The 500-nt window shown below is 66.8% G+C and carries 1 pseudogene; it reads right to left on the reverse strand.

Annotated features, from left to right (window positions below):
* Positions 1–37: 37 nt before the first annotated feature.
* Positions 38–500: pseudogene (locus KW824_RS20615) on the reverse strand (LLM class flavin-dependent oxidoreductase); the annotation flags it as partial.

Here is a 500-nt window from a genome sequence, read left to right on the forward strand (position 1 = left end):
TCGCAATGGTTGGCGCCTGAGGCGCGGGCTGCGGCCCTCAGGCCGCGGTGCTTGCCGGGGCGCCGTTTTTCAACGACGCGACGATCTCGAAGGAACGCAGGCGGTCGGCGATATCGTAGAAATCCGAGACGATCATGACTTCGTCGGCCTCGGTTTCGGCCACCAGCGCTTCCAGTTCGCGCCGGACGGTATCCGGGCCGCCCACGATGGCCGCGCCCAGTCTTTGATGGACCGCCTCGCGCTCCCATTCGTTCCACAGGCCGTCCATGCTGTCCACGGGCGGTTGCAGCTGCAGGCGGTTGCCGCGCACCAGCGACAGGAATTTCAGCTGCTGGGTGGTGGCCTGGCGCCTCGCGGCTTCATCGGTTTCGGCGGCCACGACCGGCACGCCTATCATGGCGTAGGGGCGCGCCAGCGTTGCCGACGGCTTGAACAAATGGCGGTACAGGCGCATGGCCGCCATGCCTTCGGGCGAAAAATGTCCCGCGAAGGAGAAGGGC

The organism is Aeromonas sp. sif0611, assembly GCF_019218845.1.
Classification (GTDB): Bacteria; Pseudomonadota; Gammaproteobacteria; order Enterobacterales; family Aeromonadaceae; genus Aeromonas; species Aeromonas media.